This window comes from Ornithinimicrobium flavum (assembly GCF_004526345.1).
Taxonomy (GTDB): Bacteria; Actinomycetota; Actinomycetes; order Actinomycetales; family Dermatophilaceae; genus Ornithinicoccus; species Ornithinicoccus flavus.
Window position 1 is genome coordinate 1,391,863 of the sequence record NZ_CP038213.1, and the last position, 19,553, is coordinate 1,411,415.

Below are 19,553 nucleotides of genomic sequence, written 5' to 3' on the forward strand. Positions count from 1 at the left end.
CGTCTCCTACTCGTGGTCGGGCAGCCCCAGCGGCCCGGTGCACACGAGCGCACGGCCGGGGCTGTCCATGGTGATCTCGTCGTTGTACGCCGTGGGGCCGGGGGACGGTGCAACCTGCACGCACACCTCCACCTCGGTCGGGGTCGCGGTGAGCGGCTGCTCGTCGTGGACCATCGCCTCGCTCACCTCGGGGAGGTCACCGCGCAGCGGGAGCGGCACGGACATCTCACCGTCCAGGTGCCCGCCCGGGTCGACCAGCACGGCGGGCGCCCGCCACGGGGCGTAGAGCAACGTGCCGGGGGTGGTGCTGAAGACCTGCTTGGACAGACGGGCCACGTCGGGCGAGGCCTGCGAGACCCAGACCGACTCCGGCTCCCGCGGGGCCGTGCTGCTGCCGGACTGGTCGTGGCCCCGCTCCGTGAGGACCAGCAGGGGGGCGTCCCCGTCGTTGGTGACGGTGTAGGACACCCGAAGGCCCTCATCGTCGCGGAGGACCGTGGCCTCGATGCTGGCCCGGGCGGACGCCGGCTCTGTGGTCACTGCAGCCTCCTGCGGGGACGGGGTGGTCACGGTCGTGGGACCGGACGGTGAGGTGCCCGGGCCGGTCCCCGGCCCCGCCCCACCGCAGGCCGACAGCGCCAGGCACAGCCCGGCAGCAACGATCCACCCCGTGCCCCTCATGCGCTCGACCCTAACCGACCTCCGACGTGGCGGCGAGACGACATACCCTCGGACAGGACGGCGAGAGCTCGAGGAGAGGGACGACGATGGAAGCAGTGGTGGAGCACCCCCGCGACTGGGGGATGCTGATCGGCGGCGAGTGGGTCGACGCGGTGGCGGGGGAGCGGATCGACGTCATCACCCCCATCGACCGGCACCAGGTCATCGCCACCGTGCCGCGGGCGCGGGAGGCCGACGCGGACCGGGCGGTCGCCGCCGCCCGCGAGGCCTTCCCGGCCTGGGCGCAGCTGCCCTTCACCAAGCGGGCGCGGGCCCTGGCGCAGGTCGCCGACCGGCTCGAGGAGGCGGTGGAGGAGCTGGCGGTGCTCACCGCGATCGACACCGGCAACGCGATCCGCACCCAGGCCCGGCCCGAGGGCACGATGCTCGTGGAGTCCTTCCGCTACTTCGCCGGGCTGGCCGGCGAGGTGAAGGGCGTGACCCTGCCGACCGCGCCCGACCAGCTGCAGTACACCCGACGTCAGCCGCTCGGCGTCGTCGCCGCCATCCTGCCGTGGAACTCCCCGCTGATGATCGTGGCCTTCAAGCTGCCGGCGCTGCTCGTCGCGGGCAACACCGCCGTGGTCAAGGCCGCCGAGGACGCGCCGCTGTCGGTGCTGCGGATGGCCGAGATCGCCTCCGAGGTGCTGCCGCCCGGGGTGCTCAACGTGGTCACCGGTTACGGCGCGGAGATCGGCGAGTCCCTGGTGGTGCACGACGACGTGGACAAGGTGTCCTTCACCGGGTCCACCGCCGTCGGCTTCGGGGTGGGGGCCAAGGCCGGGGGTCGGCTGGCCCACCACTCCCTGGAGCTGGGCGGGAAGTCGCCGTGCATCGTCTACCCCGACTCCTGCACCGACGAGGTGGTGGAGCAGGTCCTGCTCGCCTCCCGCTTCGCCCGCCAGTCCCAGTCGTGCACCACCGGCTCCCGGCTCTTCCTGCACGAGGACATCCACGACGAGTTCCTCGAGAAGTTCGTCGCGCGCGTGGCGCAGCTCAAGGTCGGGGACCCGCGCGAGGAGGACTCCGACATCGGCTGCATCATCAACGCCAAGCAGTGGGAGCGGGTGCAGGGCTACATCGAGGACGGTCTGGCGCAGGAGGGCGTGCGGGTCGTCCACGACGGTCGCGAGTCGCTCACGATGGGCGAGCCCGGCTTCTACCACGCCCCGATGGTCCTGGCCGGCGTAGGCAACGACTGGCGGATCGCCCGCGAGGAGATCTTCGGCCCGGTGCTGTCGGTCATCCCCTGGCGGGACGAGGACGAGGTGGTGCGGATGGCCAACGACACCCACTACGGGCTCGCGGCCTTCGTCTTCTGCCAGGACCTGGGCGCCGCGCTGCGGACCGCCCACCGGATCGACTCCGGGTGGGTGCAGGTCAACCAGGGCGGTGGACAGGTGGTGGGCCAGTCCTACGGCGGGATGAAGCAGTCCGGGCTGGGGCGTGAGTTCTCCCTCGAGGGCATGCTCGAGGGCTTCACCCAGATCAAGCAGATCAACGTCAAGCTCTGAGCCGGGAGACCCGCCGATGACCTCCAGGACCACGCCGCCCCTCGCCCCGCTCGAGCTCTTCGCCGTCGACCGGCTGATCGGCGAGGAGGAGCGCGACATCCAGGCCACCGTCCGCGCGCTGGTCGCCGAGCGGGTGCGCCCGCACCTGGCGGAGTGGTTCGAGGCGGGGCACGTGCCCGTCCGCGAGCTGGCGCCGGAGCTGGGCCGGCTGGGTCTGCTCGGCATGCACCTGCAGGGGTACGGCTGCGCGGGGACCAGCGCCACGGCATACGGGCTCGCCTGCCTGGAGCTGGAGGCCGGCGACTCCGGCGTCCGCTCGCTGGTGAGCGTGCAGGGGTCGCTGGCGATGTTCGCGATCTGGCGCTGGGGGTCGGAGGAGCAGAAGCAGCAGTGGCTGCCGCGGATGGCGGCGGGGGAGGCGATCGGGTGCTTCGGTCTCACCGAGCCCGACTTCGGCTCCGACCCGGGAGGTATGCGGACCCGCGCCGTCCGCGACGGGGACGACTGGGTGCTCACCGGCACCAAGATGTGGATCACCAACGGGTCGGTCTCCGACGTCGCGGTCGTCTGGGCGCAGACGGACGAGGGGATCCGGGGTTTCGTCGTGCCCACGGACACGCCGGGGTTCTCCGCGCCGGAGATCGGGCGCAAGCTGTCCCTGCGGGCCTCGATCACCAGCGAGCTCGTGCTCGACGGCGTCCGGCTGCCGGCGGACGCCGTCCTGCCCGAGGTGCGGGGGCTCAAGGGGCCGCTGTCCTGCCTCAACGAGGCTCGGTTCGGCATCGTCTTCGGTGCCGTCGGGGCCGCCCGCGACTGCCTGGAGGCGAGCATCGCCTACGCGCAGGAGCGCGACATCTTCGAGCGGCCCCTGGCGGGATACCAGCTCACCCAGGCCAAGCTCGCCGACATGACCCTGGAGCTCGGCAAGGCCATGCTGCTCGCGCTGCACCTGGGGCGCCTCAAGGACGAAGACGCCCTGAGGCCGGAGCAGATCTCGCTGGGCAAGCTCAACAACGTGCGCGAGGCCATCGCCATCGCCCGCGAGTGCCGCACGATCCTCGGCGCCGCCGGGATCACCCTGGAGCACCCGGTCATGCGGCACGCCAACAACCTCGAGTCGGTGCTCACCTACGAGGGCACCTCCGAGGTGCACCAGCTCATCATCGGGCAGGCGCTGACCGGGCGCCCTGCCTTCCGGTAGGACGAGATCATGCGGAGCGGCACCGTGCTGGTGACCGGGGTCGGCCGTCGACGGGGGATCGGCGCGGCGATCGCGCTGCGCCTGGCCGAGCAGGGATGGGACCTCGCCCTGAGCCACCACCGCTCCTACGACGACCGGGTGGGGCTCGAGCAGGGCCCGGACGACCCGCACGAGGTCGCCGACCGCTGCCGGGCCGCCGGCGCCACGGTCGAGCTGGTGCCGGGCGACCTGGCCGACCCGTTCGTCCCCGCACGGCTGGTCGCCGCCGCCGGCGGGCGGGGGGATCTCACCGCCCTGGTGCTCTCGCACGCCGAGAGCGTGGACTCCTCGATCCTCGACACCACCCTGGAGAGCTGGGACCGGCACTTCGCCGTCAACGCCCGGGCGTCCTGGCTGCTCATCAAGGCCTTCGCCGAGCAGCTGCCGGAGCGCGTGCGGACCGCGCGTGCGGGCCGTGTGGTGGCCCTGACCAGCGACCACACCGCGCACAACCTGCCGTACGGCTCGAGCAAGGGGGCACTGGACCGCATCGTCGTCGCCACGGCGATCGAGCTGGCCGACCGGGGGATCTCCGCGAACGCGGTCAACCCCGGACCGATCGACACCGGGTGGATGGACGACGAGACGCGCACGGCCCTGGCCCGGCGGATGCCGGCAGGGCGGCTGGGGACGCCTCAGGACACCGCCGACCTGGTCGCCTTCCTCCTCTCCCCGGCCGGGGGCTGGGTCACCGGTCAGGTGCTCCACAGCGACGGCGGGTTCTCCGCCGGGTGACGAGCGCCTCGGCTAACCCAGCTGGACCGGGAGCAGTCCACGTGGTGTCTGAGCGGCGACGGCCGCGAGGGCGTCGTCGAGGTGCGGATGGCGGAAGGCGTAGCCCGTGCGCAGCAGGACGGCGGGATGGACCCACCGGCTCTTGAGCACGAGCTCCTCCTCCGTCCGGATGATGCGCGCGCCGGCCGCGAGGGTCCAGGCCGGCAGCGGGACGCCGACGGGGCGGCCGAGGTGGCGGCGCACCGCGGCCATGAGCTGGGCGTTGGTGACCGGGTGCGGGGTGGCGAGGTTGACCGGTCCGCTGATCTGCGGGTGGTCGACGAGGTGTCGCACCGCGCCGTGGACGTCGTCGATGTGCACCCAGCTGAACACCTGGTCCCCGTCGCCCTGGGCCCCGCCGAGACCGATCCTGGCCAGGTTGATGAGCGGGTTGAGCGCTCCTCCGCCGGGGCCGAGGACGATGGCGGTGCGGAGGGCGATCCTGCGCACCGGGACCGGAGCGTCATACAGCTCGTGCTCCCAGGCGCGGGCGACCGCGACGGAGAAGCCGGCGCCCAGCTCTCCGGAGCCCTCGTCCTGCGGACGGTCTCGTGCGTCGCGGTAGATGGTGCCGGTGCTGGAGTTGATCCAGACCGGTGGTGGGGAGGAACAGCCGGCCAGGGCGGCGCCGAGAGCCTTGGTGGTCTCGGTCCGGGAGGCGAGGATGGCGTCCGCGTTGCGCTTGGTGTACCGGCAGCTCACCGAGCGGCCGGCCAGGTTGACCAGCGCGACGCTGCCCTCGAGGACGGGCCGCAGGTCCTCGCCCACCGGGCGTCACCACCGGTCCTGCCGATGGTGCGCACGGTGAACCCGTCGCGGGTGAGGGACCGCTGCAGGTGCTGCCCGAGAAAGCCGGTGGCTCCGGCGATGACGATGGTGCTCATGGGTCGTTCCTGTCCGTGGTGGGCGTGGCCAGCTGGTCCACGAGGGTGAAGACGTCGGCGGCCAGCCGGCGGCCGACCGGGAGCCGGCTCAGCGCCACCGTGCGGGCGACGATCGGTGCCAGCCCGTCGACGAGCTGGCGGGTGCGTCGCTGGTCCGGGGAGGGGTCGGTGACCCAGTGGAGGGTGACCCCGAGGTAGGCCAGCCACAGCAGCTCCGGCAGCCGCGCGTGCGAGGTCGGCGACCGGGTGCCCCTCGAGGACGCGAGCACCTGAGCCATGAGCGCCGTGGCCGCCGAGCGGGCGGGGCCGGACTCGGTCGAGAAGGGGCTGACGGGGGAGGAGCGTGACAGGGCGACGTGCAGCATCGTCGACCCGAAGGAGTGGTACGGGCCCATCGTGTCCAGGCCGGTGTGCAGCACGGTGCGGAGGTTCTCCGCCAGCCCCGCTCCCTCGCGCAGCAGCGGTGCCGCCCGCTCCCGGTGCTCCTGCTGGATGCGGACGTACAGCTCGTGGACCAGCGCGTCCTTGCCCTCGAAGTAGTAGTACGCGCTGCCCTGGGAGACCCCGGCCTCCGTGGCGATCAGGCGCATCGTCGTGGCCTCGTACCCCCGCTCCCGGAACAGGCGCAGCGCGGTCTCGACCAGCAGCTCGCGCGTCCGTTCGGCCTTGGCACTCATGGTCTGGAACCTACACCAGGTTTTGAACGCGTTCAAAACAGGGGTGACACGCTCACCCGCTGAGCGCCTGGTCCAGGTTGCTGAGCGCACCCCTGCTCCTGGTGCCGCCCTGGACACGGCGCTGGTGGCTGTACCTGCCCCTCGGTGCCTGGTTCGCGGTCAACCCGGTGATGACGCCGCCGGCTCAGGACACGTCGTCCTTCGCGACCCGGGCGATCCTGGGCGAGGAGTCCTGGACCAGGCATCCCCTGTCCGAGCCGAAGGTCCTGGCGCTGTCGGAAGCAGCCACTGTGTCACTGGCCGGCGCCATGGTGGCGAGCTACCGGCTAGGCCGCAGCCTGCGTCGCGTCCTCGCCCGCGACGAGTGGCTGGACAGTGGACCCTGGAGCGCGATCCGTCAGGAGTCCTGGGGCCAGTTGTCCCGGACCTCGGCCCCGCCCTCGACGACCTCCTCCTCCTCACCGGGCTCGTCCGTCCAGGAGTCCTTCGGGCGGTAGCCCAGGTCGAGCATGGTGTTGGTGAGGTCCCACCGGCGGTTGGGGTTGTCCGAGATGGCGTAGTAGAGCCCGAAGCGGACCTCCGCCTCGATCGCCCGGCGGAAGACCTGCTCGGTGTCGTCCTCGGAGAGCCACATGGCCCTCAGCACGTCCTCGTCCACCAGGGTGGCGTCGCCGGAGACCCAGCCGATCCGCAGGGCGATGAAGTCCAGCCCGTGCTCGTCGTGGTAGAACCGGCCGAGGATCTCGCCGAAGGCCTTGGAGACCCCGTAGAGGGAGTCGCCGCGGGGGAGGTGGTGGGGGTAGACGGGCCACTCCTCGTGACGGTCGTACATCCCCATGGCGTGGTTGCTGGAGGCGAAGACGACGCGGCGCACGCCCTGCTCCCGGGCAGCCTCCAGCACGTTGCGCAGGCCGACGATGTTGGCCGACAGCACGTCCTCCCACTCCGAGTCAGGGGAGGCCGCACCGGCGAGGTGCAGGACCGTGTCCACCCCGTCCATCAGCTCCTTGACCTGCGGGTAGTCGGTCAGGTCGGCCTCGCGCAGGACCTTCTCCTGCTCGGGGGTGCGCGGCGTGCGGCCGTGCTGCACCACGTCGTAGTCGTCGTGGAGGCGCTCGGCGAGGAGGTGGCCGACCTCTCCGGTGGCACCGGTGATCAGGACGCGTCGTGTCATGGCCCCAGTCTGCGGGGCGGGTCGACGGGCCGCGACCCGGCCGGTCGCTGGCACGATGTCCCGCATGACGGACGCCCTGGACCGAGCCCTGGTGCGGGAGGCGACCGAGGCGGCGCAGCGGCTCAGCCCGGTGGCCGCGCGGGTGCTCGAGCACCGGGGACGCACGCTCCGGGAGGCCGAGCAGGCAGGGCGGACCCTGCGGGCCAGGGTGGCCGGGGTGCACCCCCCGGGCTCGCTGCGCTGGCGGGTGCTGCCGCTCGAGCCGGGCGACGGTCCGCGCCTCGGCGCGTTGGCGGCGGCGGTGGGGCTGGAGCCGATGACGGAGGAGCAGGAGCGACTGCTGCGTGCCCTGGTCGAGGACGTGCCGGAGACCGTGCGGCGGACCCGTCCCCTCCACGGCCTGCGTCGTCTCTTCCTCTCGGGCCGGCGTCGGGAGGAGGCGGAGGGTGCCGCCCGGCAGCTGCTGGAGGGGTATGCCGTGTGGGGCTCCGGGGCGACCACGCAGCTGCTGGCGCGGTGGGAGGCGGGCACCCGGGAGCCGACCCTGCCGGTGGCGCTCGCGCAGGCCTGGTCGGACCACGTCGGCCTGACGGAACGCCTCGGCGGAGGCGGGACCCGCCGGTCGGTCGTTCCCCTGGGTGAGCTCGCCGGGCTGCCCGGGGCGGCCCGCTCGCTCGCGGCCGTCATCGGGCGCGAGCTCCGGGCCCGGCAGGCGGCGGTCGACGCCGGGGAGGCCGTGCGCGAGTCCGAGGCCGACCGGCTGGTGGCCCAGATGCCGGTGGACCGGCTGCGGGAGGCGACACGGGAGCGGCTGCGGGTCGGGGCGCTCACCGAGGCCGGGATCACCACCGTGGGGGACGTGCTGGCCCGCGGCACCAGCCTGTCCCGCGTCCCGGGGGTCGGGGAGGTCACCGCCCGGCGGATGCTCGGTGCCGCGGAGACCCTGCGCACGCTGGCCCGCGAGGACGCCCGCGTCACCCTCGACCCCGCCCGGCGGGACCCGGCGGCCACCCGGCTGCTGGGCGCGCTGCATACCTGGGAAATGCTGCGGCAGGCTGCCAAGGCGACCGACGTCGTCGCCCTGGCCCAGGTGCTCCTGCCCCTCGCCGACCGTCTCACCTCGGCCACGACCCACCTGGCCGTCCTGAGCGACGGCCCGGACGCCGACGACCTCCGCGCGCTGGTGACCCCCCTGCTGGAGCGGGCCAGGGAGCTCGACGACGCCCTGCGCCGGGCCGGCGCCGGGGACCCCTGGACCGACTTCGTGCGCCGCCCGGCCGACTACTTCGCGCTCCTGTCCGAGCTCGGCCTGGTCGAGGAGACCGGGGTCTTCGGCGACCTGCCCGACGACGTCGTCGAGGCGGTGCGGGCCCAGGAGCTGGACGGGTCGCTGCTCACGGTGTCGCTGCGCGGCTACCAGAGCTTCGCCGCCCGCTTCGCCCTCGTGCAGGAGAAGGTCCTCGTCGGTGACGAGATGGGGCTCGGCAAGACGATCGAGGGGCTCGCCGTGCTGGCGCACCTGGCCATGCAGGGGGGAAGGTGGTTCCTCGTGGTGTGCCCTGCCGCCGTCGTCAGCAACTGGGTGCGGGAGGTCCACGCCCGCACCGACGCCTCGGTCCGGGCTCACCGGGTGCACGGCCCTGGGCGCGAGGAGGCGCTGGCCCGGTGGCGGCGGGACGGCGGGGTGGCGGTGACGACCTACGAGACGCTCGGGTCGGTGTGGGACGAGCTGACCGGGTTCGAGCTGGACGCGCTCGTGGTGGACGAGGCGCACTACGTGAAGAACCCGCGCGCCCGGCGCTCGCAGCGGATCGCCGCGCTGGCCGCCCGCACCGAGCACGTCGTGCTGCTCACCGGCACCCCGCTGGAGAACCGGACGGCCGAGTTCGGCACGCTCGTCGGCTACCTGCGCCCGGAGCTGGTCGCCGGGCTGGGGACCGCCGCCGCGGCCGACTTCCGCCGGGCGGTGGCGCCGGTCTACCTGCGGCGCAACACCGAGGACGTGCTCGTCGAGCTGCCCGAGCTCGTCGAGGTGGACGAGTGGCTGGAGCTGTCCGCCGCCGACCGCACGGCCTACCGGGACGCGGTCGCGGACGGCAACTTCATGGCGATGCGCCGCGCGGCGTTCGTGGCCGGGGCCGGGTCGGCCAAGCTGCAGCGGCTGGTCGAGCTCGTGGCCGAGGCGGAGGACAACGGCCGTCGGCTCCTCGTCTTCTCCTACTTCCGCGACGTCCTGGAGGAGGTGGCGGCCGCGCTGCCCGGCCCGGTCTTCGGCCCGATCACCGGGTCGGTGCCGGCCACCGAGCGGCAGCGGGTCGTGGACGACTTCTCCGCGGCCCGGGGCGGGGCGGCCCTCGTCGCGCAGATCCAGGCCGGGGGAGTGGGCCTGAACATCCAGGCGGCGTCGGTCGTCGTCCTGTGCGAGCCGCAGGTCAAGCCCACCACCGAGTGGCAGGCGATCGCGCGTGCCCGACGGATGGGGCAGCTGGAGTCGGTGCAGGTGCACCGCCTGTTGGCCGAGGACAGCGTGGACGAGCGGATGGTGGAGATCCTGTCGGGCAAGAGCGAGATCTTCCACCGTTTCGCCCGCGTCAGCGACACCGCGCAGGCCGCACCCGAGGCGTTCGACGTGAGCGAGGCCGACCTGGCCCGTCGGGTCGTCGCGGCGGAGCGGGCGCGGCTCTTCCCCGAGGGGGCCTGAGGCGGGCGGCGGGTCGTTCGCAGGGACGGGTCGGCGCGCCGTTGGGATACTCGACGCGACCGGTCACCCGGTGCCCGTCGCCAAGGAGGTTGTGTCCATGTCCGTCAACACCAGGTCCATCGCCGCCCCGCCGGAGGCCGTCTTCGACGTGCTGGCCAACGGCTGGCTCTTCCCGTCATGGGTGGTGGGCGCCTCCCGCATGCGGGACGTCGACGACGCGTGGCCGTCGGTGGGCGCCAAGCTGCACCACTCCGTGGGTGCCTGGCCGGCCCTCATCGACGACTCCACCTCGATCCTGGAGTGGGACCCGCCCAGGCGGGCGGTGCTGCAGGCCCGGATCTGGCCGATGGGCGAGGCCACGGTGACCCTCCAGGTCGAGCCCCAGGGGGAGGGGAGCCTGGTGACGCTCCTCGAGGAGCCCTCGAGCGGGCCGATGGCGATGCTGCCCGGGCCGATGGCCGACGTGCCGATCTACGTCCGCAACACCGAGACCCTGCGCCGCCTGGCCTACCTGGCCGAGGGCCACGCCAGGTAGCGCCGGGATGGTCGACCCCGGCGTCCTGCGGCTGCTCCTCCTCGCCGACACCCATGTCCCGAGGCGGGCCAGGGATCTGCCCGCCGAGGTGTGGGCCCAGGTCGAGGCGGTCGACGTGGTCGTCCACGCCGGGGACTGGGTCACCCCGGACCTGCTCGACGAGCTCGAGGAGCGCTCACGCCGTCTGGTCGCCGTGTGGGGCAACAACGACGGGCCGGAGCTGCGCCGCCGGCTCCCCGAGGTGGCCAGGGTCGAGCTGGGAGGTATGCGGTGGGGCGTGGTCCACGAGACCGGCGCGAAGGCGCGGCGCGAGGAGCGCCTGCGCGCCGCATACCCGGACCTGGACGTCCTCGTCTTCGGGCACAGCCACATCCCCTGGGACACCGAGCACGCGGGGCTGCGGCTGCTCAACCCCGGATCACCGACCGACCGGCGGCGTCAGTCGCACTGCACGTTCATGACCTGCACCGTCACCGCCGGTGCGGTCCACGACCTGGTGCTGCACCGACTGTGAGGCGGTCGAGGGCCCTCAGCTGGCGGGGTCGTACATGAACACCCGCAGCTCCTGGGCGCAGCGGCAGGCGACGGCGATCTTCGCGGCCCACTCCAGGGCGTCCTCACGGGTGGGGACCTCCAGCACGGTGTAGCCGCCCTCGAGCTCGGAGGTCTGGGGGTAGGTCCCCTCCCTCACGGTGCCGTCGCCGGTGACCAGGACGGGCGGGACGCTCTCGTCGATGCCCCCGCCGAACACCCAGACACCGGCGTCCTTGGCCTCCTGGACCACGGCGTGCGACGCGTCGGAGACAGCCTGCATCTCCTCGGCGGGCACCACCATGGCGGCACTGGGGAACGAGATCAGGACCTTCATGGCGACTCCTTCGCGGTGTTCTCGCGGACGTCGTCAGCGTAGACCCGGCCGGTGACACCGTGGGCGGGAAGCGGGATCGGCACCACAGGGTGCGAGACTGCGCGGCATGACCCTGACGGCCACGACGATCGCGCTCATCGTCGTCGCGATCGTCGTGGGTGCGACCCTGCAGCGGGTCTCGGGGCTCGGCATGGGGCTGGTCGTCGCCCCCCTCCTGGCGTTGCTGCTCGGGGCGTCCGAGGGGGTGCTCGTCGCCAACGCCACGACGACCGTCTCGGCCTTCCTGCTCACGCTCGCGGTGCGGCGCGCGATCGAGTGGCGGCGCGCGCTGCTCATCGGGGCGGCGGCCGTGCCGGGGGCCGTGCTGGGTGCGCTGCTCGTGGGCGCCCTGCCTGCGGCCGCGCTCCAGATCCTCGTCGGGGCGGTCGTCCTGCTCGGGCTGGGCACCGGGTGGCTGGTGGACCACCTGGGCAAGCTCCCGCACGTGCGCCGGTGGTGGGTCACGCCCGGCGCGGGCCTGGTCGGGGGCGCCCTCAACACGATCGCGGGGGTCGCCGGTCCGGTGATGATCGTGCACTCCCGGCTCGTGCGGTGGGGGCAGGCGGGCTTCGCCGCGACCATGCAGCCGGTCTTCATGACGATGGGCGGTCTGTCGGTGCTGGCCAAGACCTTCGTGACCCCCGTGTCGGCGTGGGTGCCGCCGTGGTGGCTCGGGGTGGTGGTCGTCGGGGGAGTCCTCGTCGGCATCGCCGTGGGTGGCTACCTCTCCACCCGGGTCACGGCCGCGACGGCGCGCCGCACCGCCACCATCGTCGCCGCGCTGGGCGCGGCGGCCGCGCTGGTGCGCGGGCTCCTCATGGTGGTCTAGTCGCGCGGGGCCCGGCCGCGGTCCCGAGCAGCCGACCGCCAGGCGGTATGCACGTCCGTGCACCTCATGCACGCCCGACCACCGTGTCTGTGGTGCAGGAGCGTGCATGCCTCCCCTGGAGTCCCTCGGGGACGGCCGCTCAGGCCCGGGTGGTCGCCAACTCGCGGTAGAGGCGGACCAGGCGCTCGGCCGCGGTGGCGCTGTCGAATCGCTCGGCGATCCGGGCCGACCCCCGCCGCCAGCGCTCGCGCTCCTGCGGGTCGTCCCGCAGCCGGGTCAGGGCGTGGGCGAAGCCGTCGTCGTCGCAGCGGAGGACGTCGTCGCCGAAGGTGTCGTCGTACTCCCGCAGGTCGCGGGCCACGACGGGCAGACCGACACCGGCTGCCTCGAGGATGCACATCGGGTGGTTCTCCTGCTCGGCCGGCAGGAGGAAGACGTCAGCGGCCTGCAGGTGGCGCCGGACCTCCGGGTGCGGGACGACGTCGGTGTAGTGCAGGTTGTCGGGGGCCTGGTCCATGAGCCGCCGCATCGCCCCGTGCTCGGCCCCCAGGTGCCTGAACGGGATGCCGCCGACCCAGACGAACGAGACGTCCGGGTGCTCCCGGGCCAGCCGGTCGACGACGTCGAGGCGCTTGCGCGGCTGGACCTGCCCGACCCCCACCACGACGAAGGCGTCCTCGGCGATGCCCAGGTGCCGGCGCGCGGCCGCCCGGTCCTCCGGCGTCGTGCGGTAGGCGCTCATGTCGACGGTGTTGTGCAGCACCTCGATGCGGTGGCCGGCGACACCGAGCTCGTGCTCGAGGACCCTGGCGACGGTGCCGGACACCGCCAGGACCTTGTCGGCCCGCCGGTAGAACCACCGCATGTAGGCCCGCGCCAGGGGCGCCCAGTGGCGGGCGCCCCGGATCGAGCCCACGAGCGAGTCCGGTATGACGTGCGCCGACACCACGGTGCGTGCGCGCCGGTCCAGGACCTTGCGCCACATCGCCGAGCCCATGGTGTGCAGGTGGTAGACGTCGCACTCCACGCGCTCGCCGTAGGCCCCGCGCACCAGCGTCACGTCGTCGCGGCGCTCCAGCGCGCCCGCCAGCTCGACGTAGGCCGTGTGCACGCCATGGCCCTGCACCGAGATGTCGCTCTCGCTGGCCATGTTGACGACCAGGGAGCGTCCGGACCGCACGTCCCTCACGTCGCCAGCCAGGGGAGGACGTGCTGGAGGAGCGACAGGACGCCGAAGGTGTAGACCACCAGCGCCCACGGCTTGAGCAGCAGGACGACGAGCACGAAGGTGCGCAGCCGCATACCGGACAGGCCCGCGAGATAGCACAGCAGGTCGTCAGGGGCCAGGGGCAGGGCGATCCCGACCGCGAACCAGCGGGTGAAGTGCCGGTGCTCCAGCCACCCGAGGTAGCGCTCGACGGTGGCGGGGCGGAAGCGTGAGCGCAGGACGTCCGTGCCCACGTGCCGGGACAGGAGGAAGACCGCGACCGAGCCGAGGCAGGTGGCGGCGTACGCCACGAGCAGGCCCACGACCGGGCCGAACAGCACGGGCGCGGCCAGGACCGTGACCGACCCCGGGACCACGGGGAGGACCGCCTCGCCGGCACCGACCAGGGCGTAGACGATCGGGGCCCACGGACCGAAGCCGGCCAGGAAGTCCTGCAGCCGCCCGACGGAGGTGAGCACCCCGGCCTGGACGCCCCACGTGACCAGCAGCGCGAGGAGGAGCCAGCCGACGACCGTGACCCGTCGGGACCAGCGCAGGACGGGAGGGACCGGTCGCGACCGGATCGGGGACGCCCGCGCGAGCGGGACGGTGGCGACGGCGTTCATGCCGCCCACCTCGCGGTGCGCAGGCGTCCCCGGGCCCGGTCGTAGGTCGCGCAGACGGCGTCCACGAACGCGGCGCGGCCGAAGCCGGCGGCCGTGTCGGTGGCCCCCTGCGACCACCGCCGCCGCAGGGCCGGGTCGCGCAGCAGCCAGGTGAGCGTCCGGGTGAACTCCTCCGGCTGCTGGTAGCGGCGACCGTTGTGACCGTCGAGGACGACCCCGTCCAGCGAGGCGTCGTCCCGGCACAGCACGGGCACCCCGCTGGCCAAGGCCTCCAGGAAGGTCAGGCCCTGGGTCTCGCTGCGGGAGGCGGAGACGAAGACGTCGGCCAGCCGGTAGTAGTCCGGCACCCGGGCCGGGTCGACCGCCCCGGCGAACCGGACCCGGTGCGACATACCCAGGCGTTCCACCTGCTGGCGGAGCGTCCCGGCCTGCGGGCCGTCGCCGGCGAGCACCAGCTCCCACGGCTCGTGCTGCACCTGGCCGAGCAGGTCCACGATCTCGGTCACGCTCTTCTCCTCGGCCAGCCGTCCCAGGCTGAGGACGACGGGGACGCCCGGGGTGAGCCCGAGCTCCTCCCGCAGCTCGGGCGACGGGGCCCCGGGGGTGAAGCGCGTCAGATCGACCCCGGTGGGCACGACGGCGATGGGCACCCGCACGCCGTAGCCCCGCAGCAGGCGCTCGATCTTGGCGGTGGGCGCGATGACCGTGCTCGTCCGGTTGAGGGTCTGCCGGGCGAAGGAGGCGCACAGGGCCCGGCCGGTGCCGCGGTGGGGGAAGAAATAGTGCGTGTAGTCGGCGTACAGCGTGTGGTAGGTGTGCACGTGGGGGACGGCGAGCCGCCGGGCGAGGCGACGGGCCCACCAGAACACGACGAACTCCGTGTGCGAGTGCAGCACGTCCGGTCGCCAGGCGACCAGGTCGGCCAGCGTCTCGGCGTCCACCGGGCGTCCCAGCCGGGCGCGAGGGTAGATGGAGCTGGCGTCGAGCGACGGGAGGCGGTAGATCCCGGCGTCGTAGGTGGTGCGCCGCCCCGGGCCCACGGTGAGCACACGCACGTCGTGCCCGTCCTCCAGCAGCCCCCGGCGCAGCTCCTCGACCGAGGAGACGACCCCGTTGACGGTCGGCCGGTAGGTGTCGGTCAGCAGCAGGACGCGACGCGCGCGGCCGGTGTGCCGACGCGGGCCGGGGACCCTGGACATGACCATGCTCCGATGGTGTCGGACGGAGGGCGGTTGCGTCGTCATCCCGAGGTACGTGTCGCGTCCGACCACGGGATGAGGTGTCAGGTCACGCGCCCAACCCCCTCGGTAGGCTGGAGCCACCGTCGAGGGAGACCGCATGCGCGACGACGCACGCGACCTGCTGGTCCGGCTGAGGCACGCCCTGACCAGCCTGGCGCCGATCCTCGCCGTGGTCCTCGCCTTCCAGGTGCTGGTCATCCGCGAGGTCCCGCCGGACCTGGGCACGCTCGTCGTGGGGATGCTCGTCGTCGCGCTGGGCATCGCGGTCTTCCTCCAGGGTCTGGACCTCAGCGTCTTCCCCCTCGGGAGGAGCCTGGCATCCCAGTTCACCCAGCGACGGGCCCTGGTGCCGCTGCTCGCCTTCGGCTTCGCTCTCGGCGCGGCCGCGGTGGTGGCCGAGCCCGCCCTCATCGCCGTCGCCGACCAGGCCGAGCTGATCAGCGCCGGCCGGATCGACGCCCTGACCCTGCGCCTGCTCATCGCCGGGTCGGTGGGGGCGGTCATCACGCTCGGCATCCTGCGCGCGGTCCTCGGGTGGCGGGTCCACCGGTTCGTCATCACCGGCTACCTCGTGGTCATCCTCGTCACGTATGCGGCACCTCCGGAGATCGTCGGCCTCGCCTACGACTCCGGCGGGGTCACGACCAACATCGTCACCGTCCCCCTGGTCGCGGCCATCGGGCTGGGGCTGGTGGCGTCCCTGGGCGGTCGGACCCCGCTGCTGCACGGCTTCGGCCTCGTGGGCCTGGCCGTGCTGGTGCCGATGATCACCGTGCAGGTCTACGGGATGGTCGTCTACCGGGGGGCCACAGGAGAGACGGTGCCCGACGCGGTGGTCCCCGAACGCAGGGCGAACGTCGGGATCGACGGGGTGGCGGACGTGCTCGCCGGCCTGCTCGGCATGCTGGGCGACGTCGCGCTGCTCGCGGGGTGCCCCACCCCGCGCGGGTGGCGGTCGGCTTCCTGCTGGTGCTGCTGGGGCTCTACGCCTTCGTCGTCGGCCTCAAGCTGGGGCTGCTGCCGCTGGGTGCCCTGCTGGCCGACCAGCTCGTCGCGAAGGACGTGCCCGCGCTCATCCTGCTCTTCGCCTTCCTCGTCGGCTTCTCCACCACCATGGCCGAGCCGGCGCTGGTGGCCATCGCCGGGCAGGCGGAGGACGCGGCGCCGGGACGGGTGCGGGCCACCGTGCTGCGGGTCGCGGTGGCGGTGGGGGTCGGGACCGGCATCACGGTCGGGACCGCCCGGATCCTGGCCGGCGACCCGCTGCACCTCTACATGATCGGCGGCTACGGCCTGGTCATCCTGCTCACCCTGCTGGCCCCGCCGGGGATCGTCGCCCTGCCTTCGACCTCGGTGGGGTGACCACCTCGGAGATCACCGTCCCGGTGGTCACGGCCCTGGGGATCGGGCTGGCCACCGGTGTCGCGGGCCGCGACCCGCTGATCGACGGGTTCGGGCTGATCGCCTTCGCCTCGATGTTCCCGGTGCTCACCGTGCTCGGATATGCCATCATCCAGGATCGACTCCCGAGGAGGATTCGATGAAGTTCGTCGTCGTGGTCGCCATCACCCCCGAGGAGATGGAGGAGGAGGCGGTGCATCGGGCCCAGGCCCAGGGCGCCGCGGGCGTGACGGTCCTGTCCGCGAAGGGCTTGAGCGCCGAGGCGCGCAGGACCTTCTTCGGGCTGACCTTCGAGGGGTCGCAGAGCGTGCTGGTCATGGTCGTGGCCCGCCACGTGGCCCTGGGGATCCTCAAGGCCATGCGCGACCTGCTCGTGCGGGAGGGGGGCGACTCCCGGGGGCTGGCCTTCAGCCTGCCCGTCGAGCACGTCGCCGGGCTCGACATGGAGCAGGTGCTGGCCTTCGACAAGCGCCTGCACCAGAAGGAAGGCTGAGCCGCATGCTCACCGTGGCCGACATCATGATCACCGACGTCTACCGGGTCTCGCCGTTCGCCACCCTGCGCGAGGCCCTGCTCCTCATGGGGGAGCGGGGCGTCAAGAGCCTCGTCGTGGACCGCCGGGGCGAGCACGACTCCTTCGGGCTGCTGGCCTACTCCCACATCCTGCGCACGATCGTGGCGGAGGAGGGCGACATCGACCTCATCAACGTCTACGACGTCGCGCTCACCCCGGTCATCACCGTGGCGCCCGAGCTGTCCGTCCGCAACGCCGCCGCGATGATGGACCGCTACCGGCTCAACCGGCTGGTCGTCACGCAGCAGAACTCCCTGGTGGGACTGGTGACGATGAACGACATCGTCGCCCGGATCATCGCCAGCCTCGACGAGGGGCAGTCCCCGCTCTCGCACGTCTGAGCCGGGCGCGCCGTGCCGTCCCGACGGTCGGGGGCGCCTCAGACCCGGACGAGCAGCTTGCCGAAGTTCCTGCCCTCGAGCATGCCGATGAAGGCCTCCGGGGCGCTCTCCAGCCCGTCGACGACGTCCTCCCGGTAGCGCAGCCGCCCGTCCCGCACCCACGCCGTGGCCTCGTCGAGGAAGTCGTCGTGCATCTCCGGCACGAACTCGTTCTGGATGAACCCCCGGAGGGTGAGGCTCCTGGACAGGACCAGGGAGAGGAAGCCGGGCAGGCGGTCCCGGCGCTCCAGGTCGGCGCCGTTGTACTGCGCCACCAGGCCGCACACCGGGATCCGGGCGTAGAGGTTGAGCAGCGGCATCACGGCCTCGGCGACGTGGCCCCCGACGTTCTCGAAGTAGACGTCGATCCCGTCGGGCACGGCCTCGGCCAGCCTGGCCCGGAAGTCCGGGTCGCGGTGGTCGACCGCCGCGTCGAACCCGAACTCCTCCAGCAGGGCCCGGCACTTCTCCGGCCCGCCGGCGATGCCGACGGCGCGGGCGCCCCTGATCCTCGCGATCTGCCCGACGGCCGAGCCGACCGGTCCGGTGGCCGCCGCGACGACGACGGTCTCGCCGGCCTTCGGCTGCCCGATCCTCAGCAGGCCGGAGTATGCGGTGAAGCCGGGCATCCCCAGCACGCCCAGGGCCGTGGACACGGGCGCCGCCGAGGGGTCCAGCCTTCGCACGTGGGTGCCGTCGACGACGGCGTGCGACTGCCACCCGGCCCCGGCCAGCACGTGGTCGCCCACGGCCAGGTCCGGGTGCCGGGACTCCAGCACCTCGCCGACCGTGCCGCCCATCATGACGTCGCCCACCTCGAGGGGCGCGGCGTACGACCTCGCCGTGCTCATCCGCCCCCGCATGTAGGGGTCGAGGGAGAGGTAGACGGTGCGCAGCAGCACCTGCCCGTCGCCCACCGTGGGAAGGTCGACGACCTCGGTCCGGAAGTTCTCCGGGGTCGGGGCGCCGTCCGGGCGGGAGGCGAGGACGATCCGGGTGCTGGTCGTGGGGTGGTCAGCCATGAGGGCCAGTCTGCCTGCCGGTCAGCCCACCCGGCCCAGCACGTGTCCCCGGGCCTCGGCATACCGCTCCCTCACCTGCGGTCCGTCCGCCCCCGGCGCGACCGTGGTCAGGCCCGGCAGCGGCCAGGACGGCGGTTCCGGCGTCGAGGCGAGGACCCAGGCCGCCTGCCGGGCGGCACCACCCGCGACGTACTCGTCGGGCTCCGGCACCAGCACCGGTGCCCCCAGCACGTCCGCCAGCGCCTGCCGGAGCGAGAGCGAGCGGGCGGCCCCCACCACCTGGTCCAGGCCCGAGGTCCTGGACCAGGTCTGGGTCAAGCGCCGCACCGACCACCCGGTCGGGCCGGACCTGGTCGAGGTGCTCGGCGCACGGCCCGCGGACGGGCCGAGGCACCCCATACCCGGGGTCGACCCGGCGCCCGCCACCGAGCAGGGCGGCGTGCCCGGGTCCTGGTGGACCCGCCTGCCCCACTTCCGCCTCGAGCACGTGCCCTCAGCCGGCCGGGAGATCCAGAGCGAGTGGCTGGTGCCGCGCCGCCACGCGGTGGCGGCGCTCGAGGAGGCCGGCAGGGTCACCCGGCACTCGTCGAGCGGCCGCCCGTCGCAGGTGAGGTAGGGGTGGAGGGAGGCGCCGAACGGTGCGGGTGCGGGGCCGGTGCTGGTGCCGGACACCGTGGCCGAGAGTCCGCGGTCGGCGTCGAGCTCGTAGGTGGAGGTGCACCGCACCTGGAAGGGGTAGCCGTAGGACTCCGGGAGGTCCAGCTCCCAGGTCACGCTGCTCGGCGTGCTCCCGGTCAGCTGCCACCGCTGGAAGGCGGCGAGCCCGTGCAGGGCTGCCCCGGTCTCCGGCTCGTTCACCGGCAGCTGGTAGGTCGTGCCGCCCACCTCGTAACGCCCGTCGACGACCCGGTTGGGCCAGGGCACGAGCGTGCGCCCGCGCCACGCGTCGTCGAGCTCGGTGCGGGGCACGGGGTCCACGAGGCGGTGCCCCCTGTGCGTCAGGCTGAGCAGGGTTGCGCCCACCTGACCGACCGTCGCCTCGTAGTCGCCCGCCCGCAGGTCGACGACCGTGCCGTGGACGCTCGGGCTGCTGGTCGTGAGGTGTTCAGCCATGGGGGCCAGTCTGCCTGCCGGTCAGCCCCGGCCG

Annotated in this window: 21 protein-coding genes and 2 pseudogenes; 12 read left to right on the plus strand and 11 right to left on the minus strand. The window is 73.3% G+C overall.

Annotated elements, in window-relative coordinates; all coding sequences use genetic code 11:
• Positions 1-6: 6 nt before the first annotated feature.
• Positions 7-681 (minus strand): hypothetical protein, encoded by a 675-nt coding sequence (locus E3Z34_RS06455; protein WP_134772946.1) that lies wholly within the window; start codon positions 679-681, stop codon positions 7-9.
• Positions 682-767: 86 nt separating this feature from the next.
• Here E3Z34_RS06455 and E3Z34_RS06460 point away from each other — a divergent pair, with 86 nt between their 5' ends.
• The 3 genes from E3Z34_RS06460 to E3Z34_RS06470 are packed head-to-tail and all read left to right on the plus strand — an operon-like array spanning position 768 to position 4,209.
• Positions 768-2,234: an aldehyde dehydrogenase family protein gene (locus tag E3Z34_RS06460; protein WP_134772947.1), complete on the plus strand. Its 1,467-nt coding sequence runs from the start codon at positions 768-770 to the stop codon at positions 2,232-2,234.
• A gap of 16 nt (positions 2,235-2,250) precedes the next feature.
• Positions 2,251-3,435: an acyl-CoA dehydrogenase family protein gene (locus E3Z34_RS06465; RefSeq protein ID WP_134772948.1), complete on the plus strand. Its 1,185-nt coding sequence runs from the start codon at positions 2,251-2,253 to the stop codon at positions 3,433-3,435.
• Between the two features lie 9 nt (positions 3,436-3,444).
• Complete coding sequence (locus tag E3Z34_RS06470; RefSeq protein WP_134772949.1) at positions 3,445-4,209, plus strand: SDR family oxidoreductase; 765 nt, start codon at positions 3,445-3,447, stop codon at positions 4,207-4,209.
• Positions 4,210-4,221: 12 nt separating this feature from the next.
• Here E3Z34_RS06470 and E3Z34_RS06475 read toward each other — a convergent pair whose 3' ends face one another.
• From E3Z34_RS06475 to E3Z34_RS06480, 3 genes are read right to left on the minus strand one after another with little or no spacing between them, the layout of a single operon-like run.
• Positions 4,222-5,016, minus strand: a complete 795-nt coding sequence (locus tag E3Z34_RS06475) for a TIGR01777 family oxidoreductase (protein ID WP_338043786.1) — start codon at positions 5,014-5,016, stop codon at positions 4,222-4,224.
• Complete coding sequence (locus E3Z34_RS19695) at positions 4,947-5,132, minus strand: NAD-dependent epimerase/dehydratase family protein (RefSeq protein WP_338043787.1); 186 nt, start codon at positions 5,130-5,132, stop codon at positions 4,947-4,949. Before E3Z34_RS19695 ends, E3Z34_RS06475 begins: the two co-directional genes overlap by 70 nt.
• Positions 5,129-5,809: a TetR/AcrR family transcriptional regulator gene (locus E3Z34_RS06480; RefSeq protein WP_134772950.1), complete on the minus strand. Its 681-nt coding sequence runs from the start codon at positions 5,807-5,809 to the stop codon at positions 5,129-5,131. The genes E3Z34_RS19695 and E3Z34_RS06480 overlap by 4 nt, the downstream gene beginning before the upstream one ends.
• A 101-nt stretch (positions 5,810-5,910) precedes the next feature.
• Between E3Z34_RS06480 and E3Z34_RS20125 the strand changes: the two genes are divergently transcribed.
• Positions 5,911-6,306: a hypothetical protein gene (locus E3Z34_RS20125; RefSeq protein WP_420818988.1), complete on the plus strand. Its 396-nt coding sequence runs from the start codon at positions 5,911-5,913 to the stop codon at positions 6,304-6,306.
• Here E3Z34_RS20125 and E3Z34_RS06485 read toward each other — a convergent pair.
• Entirely contained in the window at positions 6,207-6,983 is a 777-nt protein-coding gene (locus tag E3Z34_RS06485; RefSeq protein WP_134772951.1) for an NAD-dependent epimerase/dehydratase family protein, read from the minus strand. The genes E3Z34_RS20125 and E3Z34_RS06485 overlap by 100 nt on opposite strands.
• Positions 6,984-7,047: 64 nt before the next feature.
• Between E3Z34_RS06485 and E3Z34_RS06490 the strand changes: the two genes are divergently transcribed.
• From E3Z34_RS06490 to E3Z34_RS06500, 3 genes are all read left to right on the plus strand, one after another.
• Positions 7,048-9,684, plus strand: a complete 2,637-nt coding sequence (locus E3Z34_RS06490) for a DEAD/DEAH box helicase (RefSeq protein WP_134772952.1) — start codon at positions 7,048-7,050, stop codon at positions 9,682-9,684.
• A gap of 97 nt (positions 9,685-9,781) precedes the next feature.
• Positions 9,782-10,219: an SRPBCC family protein gene (locus E3Z34_RS06495; protein ID WP_134772953.1), complete on the plus strand. Its 438-nt coding sequence runs from the start codon at positions 9,782-9,784 to the stop codon at positions 10,217-10,219.
• Positions 10,220-10,226: 7 nt separating this feature from the next.
• The gene (locus tag E3Z34_RS06500; RefSeq protein ID WP_202977038.1) at positions 10,227-10,733 is read left to right on the plus strand and encodes a metallophosphoesterase family protein; all 507 of its coding nucleotides are present in this window, start codon (positions 10,227-10,229) and stop codon (positions 10,731-10,733) included.
• A 15-nt stretch (positions 10,734-10,748) separates the two neighbouring features.
• Here the strand turns inward: E3Z34_RS06500 and E3Z34_RS06505 are convergent, their stop codons facing one another.
• Positions 10,749-11,087 carry a YciI family protein gene (locus E3Z34_RS06505; RefSeq protein ID WP_134772954.1) on the minus strand — a complete coding sequence of 113 codons (339 nt, stop codon included), beginning with the start codon at positions 11,085-11,087 and terminating at the stop codon, positions 10,749-10,751.
• Positions 11,088-11,193: 106 nt separating this feature from the next.
• Between E3Z34_RS06505 and E3Z34_RS06510 the strand changes: the two genes are divergently transcribed.
• Positions 11,194-11,955, plus strand: a complete 762-nt coding sequence (locus E3Z34_RS06510; RefSeq protein WP_134772955.1) for a TSUP family transporter — start codon at positions 11,194-11,196, stop codon at positions 11,953-11,955.
• 139 nt (positions 11,956-12,094) lie between these two features.
• Here E3Z34_RS06510 and E3Z34_RS06515 read toward each other — a convergent pair whose 3' ends face one another.
• From E3Z34_RS06515 to E3Z34_RS06525, 3 genes are read right to left on the minus strand one after another with little or no spacing between them, the layout of a single operon-like run.
• Positions 12,095-13,135: a glycosyltransferase family 4 protein gene (locus tag E3Z34_RS06515; RefSeq protein ID WP_134772956.1), complete on the minus strand. Its 1,041-nt coding sequence runs from the start codon at positions 13,133-13,135 to the stop codon at positions 12,095-12,097.
• Between the two features lie 5 nt (positions 13,136-13,140).
• Positions 13,141-13,788: a TVP38/TMEM64 family protein gene (locus tag E3Z34_RS06520; protein ID WP_134772957.1), complete on the minus strand. Its 648-nt coding sequence runs from the start codon at positions 13,786-13,788 to the stop codon at positions 13,141-13,143.
• Positions 13,785-14,993 carry a glycosyltransferase gene (locus E3Z34_RS06525; protein WP_238695388.1) on the minus strand — a complete coding sequence of 403 codons (1,209 nt, stop codon included), beginning with the start codon at positions 14,991-14,993 and terminating at the stop codon, positions 13,785-13,787. The genes E3Z34_RS06520 and E3Z34_RS06525 overlap by 4 nt, the downstream gene beginning before the upstream one ends.
• Positions 14,994-15,126: 133 nt before the next feature.
• On the opposite strand from E3Z34_RS06525, the pseudogene E3Z34_RS18660 reads away from it, so the two are divergent.
• The 4 genes and pseudogenes from E3Z34_RS18660 to E3Z34_RS06540 form a co-directional block, all read left to right on the plus strand.
• Positions 15,127-15,762: pseudogene (locus E3Z34_RS18660) on the plus strand (DUF1538 domain-containing protein); the annotation flags it as partial.
• A gap of 236 nt (positions 15,763-15,998) precedes the next feature.
• Positions 15,999-16,573 (plus strand): annotated as a pseudogene (locus tag E3Z34_RS18665) (DUF1538 domain-containing protein).
• The gene (locus E3Z34_RS06535; RefSeq protein ID WP_134772958.1) at positions 16,570-16,923 is read left to right on the plus strand and encodes a transcriptional regulator; all 354 of its coding nucleotides are present in this window, start codon (positions 16,570-16,572) and stop codon (positions 16,921-16,923) included. The pseudogene E3Z34_RS18665 and the gene E3Z34_RS06535 overlap by 4 nt, the downstream one beginning before the upstream one ends.
• 5 nt (positions 16,924-16,928) lie before the next feature.
• Entirely contained in the window at positions 16,929-17,345 is a 417-nt protein-coding gene (locus E3Z34_RS06540) for a CBS domain-containing protein (RefSeq protein ID WP_134772959.1), read from the plus strand.
• Between the two features lie 38 nt (positions 17,346-17,383).
• On the opposite strand, the gene E3Z34_RS06545 is transcribed toward E3Z34_RS06540, so the two are convergent.
• Together E3Z34_RS06545 and E3Z34_RS19405 are read right to left on the minus strand one after the other, a co-directional pair.
• A complete protein-coding gene (locus tag E3Z34_RS06545) occupies positions 17,384-18,406 on the minus strand; it encodes an NADP-dependent oxidoreductase (protein ID WP_134772960.1) in 1,023 nt (340 codons plus the stop codon).
• Positions 18,407-18,427: 21 nt separating this feature from the next.
• Positions 18,428-19,519, minus strand: a complete 1,092-nt coding sequence (locus tag E3Z34_RS19405; RefSeq protein ID WP_134772961.1) for an aldose epimerase family protein — start codon at positions 19,517-19,519, stop codon at positions 18,428-18,430.
• Between the last annotated feature and the right edge of the window lie 34 nt (positions 19,520-19,553).

Coding starts and splice junctions, on each gene's coding strand:
- E3Z34_RS06455 (WP_134772946.1), bottom strand. CDS start 681: ATGAGGGGCACGGGGTGGATCGTTGCTGCCGGGCTGTGCCTGGCGCTG.
- E3Z34_RS06460 (WP_134772947.1), top strand. CDS start 768: ATGGAAGCAGTGGTGGAGCACCCCCGCGACTGGGGGATGCTGATCGGC.
- E3Z34_RS06465 (WP_134772948.1), top strand. CDS start 2,251: ATGACCTCCAGGACCACGCCGCCCCTCGCCCCGCTCGAGCTCTTCGCC.
- E3Z34_RS06470 (WP_134772949.1), top strand. CDS start 3,445: ATGCGGAGCGGCACCGTGCTGGTGACCGGGGTCGGCCGTCGACGGGGG.
- E3Z34_RS19695 (WP_338043787.1), bottom strand. CDS start 5,132: ATGAGCACCATCGTCATCGCCGGAGCCACCGGCTTTCTCGGGCAGCAC.
- E3Z34_RS06480 (WP_134772950.1), bottom strand. CDS start 5,809: ATGAGTGCCAAGGCCGAACGGACGCGCGAGCTGCTGGTCGAGACCGCG.
- E3Z34_RS06485 (WP_134772951.1), bottom strand. CDS start 6,983: ATGACACGACGCGTCCTGATCACCGGTGCCACCGGAGAGGTCGGCCAC.
- E3Z34_RS06490 (WP_134772952.1), top strand. CDS start 7,048: ATGACGGACGCCCTGGACCGAGCCCTGGTGCGGGAGGCGACCGAGGCG.
- E3Z34_RS06495 (WP_134772953.1), top strand. CDS start 9,782: ATGTCCGTCAACACCAGGTCCATCGCCGCCCCGCCGGAGGCCGTCTTC.
- E3Z34_RS06500 (WP_202977038.1), top strand. CDS start 10,227: ATGGTCGACCCCGGCGTCCTGCGGCTGCTCCTCCTCGCCGACACCCAT.
- E3Z34_RS06505 (WP_134772954.1), bottom strand. CDS start 11,087: ATGAAGGTCCTGATCTCGTTCCCCAGTGCCGCCATGGTGGTGCCCGCC.
- E3Z34_RS06510 (WP_134772955.1), top strand. CDS start 11,194: ATGACCCTGACGGCCACGACGATCGCGCTCATCGTCGTCGCGATCGTC.
- E3Z34_RS06520 (WP_134772957.1), bottom strand. CDS start 13,788: ATGAACGCCGTCGCCACCGTCCCGCTCGCGCGGGCGTCCCCGATCCGG.
- E3Z34_RS06525 (WP_238695388.1), bottom strand. CDS start 14,993: ATGGTCATGTCCAGGGTCCCCGGCCCGCGTCGGCACACCGGCCGCGCG.
- E3Z34_RS06535 (WP_134772958.1), top strand. CDS start 16,570: ATGAAGTTCGTCGTCGTGGTCGCCATCACCCCCGAGGAGATGGAGGAG.
- E3Z34_RS06540 (WP_134772959.1), top strand. CDS start 16,929: ATGCTCACCGTGGCCGACATCATGATCACCGACGTCTACCGGGTCTCG.
- E3Z34_RS06545 (WP_134772960.1), bottom strand. CDS start 18,406: ATGGCTGACCACCCCACGACCAGCACCCGGATCGTCCTCGCCTCCCGC.
- E3Z34_RS19405 (WP_134772961.1), bottom strand. CDS start 19,519: ATGGCTGAACACCTCACGACCAGCAGCCCGAGCGTCCACGGCACGGTC.